We start from the raw sequence: 239 nt of genomic DNA, 5'->3' as shown, positions 1-239 counted from the left end.
GACACTTCCCGCAGAAGAGCCAAAAGCAACGCCAGCATCGCCACTTTTCAAAATAGGATGATCGATCAAGCCTGCATCTGCCAATGCTTTTTCAGCACAAATCACCGACATCAATGCAACTCGTCCCATACCTCGTGTCACTTTACGATTAAAATGTTTGGGTATCTCAAAGTGTTCTACTGGGCCTGCAATTTTACAACGTAAATCGGTATAAATTTCCCAATCAGGCATCGCACGAA

The 239-nt window shown here is 44.4% G+C and carries 1 protein-coding gene; it reads right to left on the bottom strand.

All coding sequences use genetic code 11. From position 1 onward, the window contains the following. On the bottom strand, nucleotides 1-239 hold a 239-nt coding region (locus KZZ06_RS22155; RefSeq protein WP_306664550.1), incomplete at both ends, for a beta-ketoacyl synthase N-terminal-like domain-containing protein.

Origin of the sequence: Sulfitobacter sp. CW3, assembly GCF_019392245.1 — a bacterium.
In the GTDB taxonomy this organism is placed as follows: domain Bacteria; phylum Pseudomonadota; class Alphaproteobacteria; order Rhodobacterales; family Rhodobacteraceae; genus Sulfitobacter.
The sequence above is the reverse complement of the archived record's forward strand: the minus strand, read 5'-3'. Positions and strand labels throughout refer to the sequence as shown.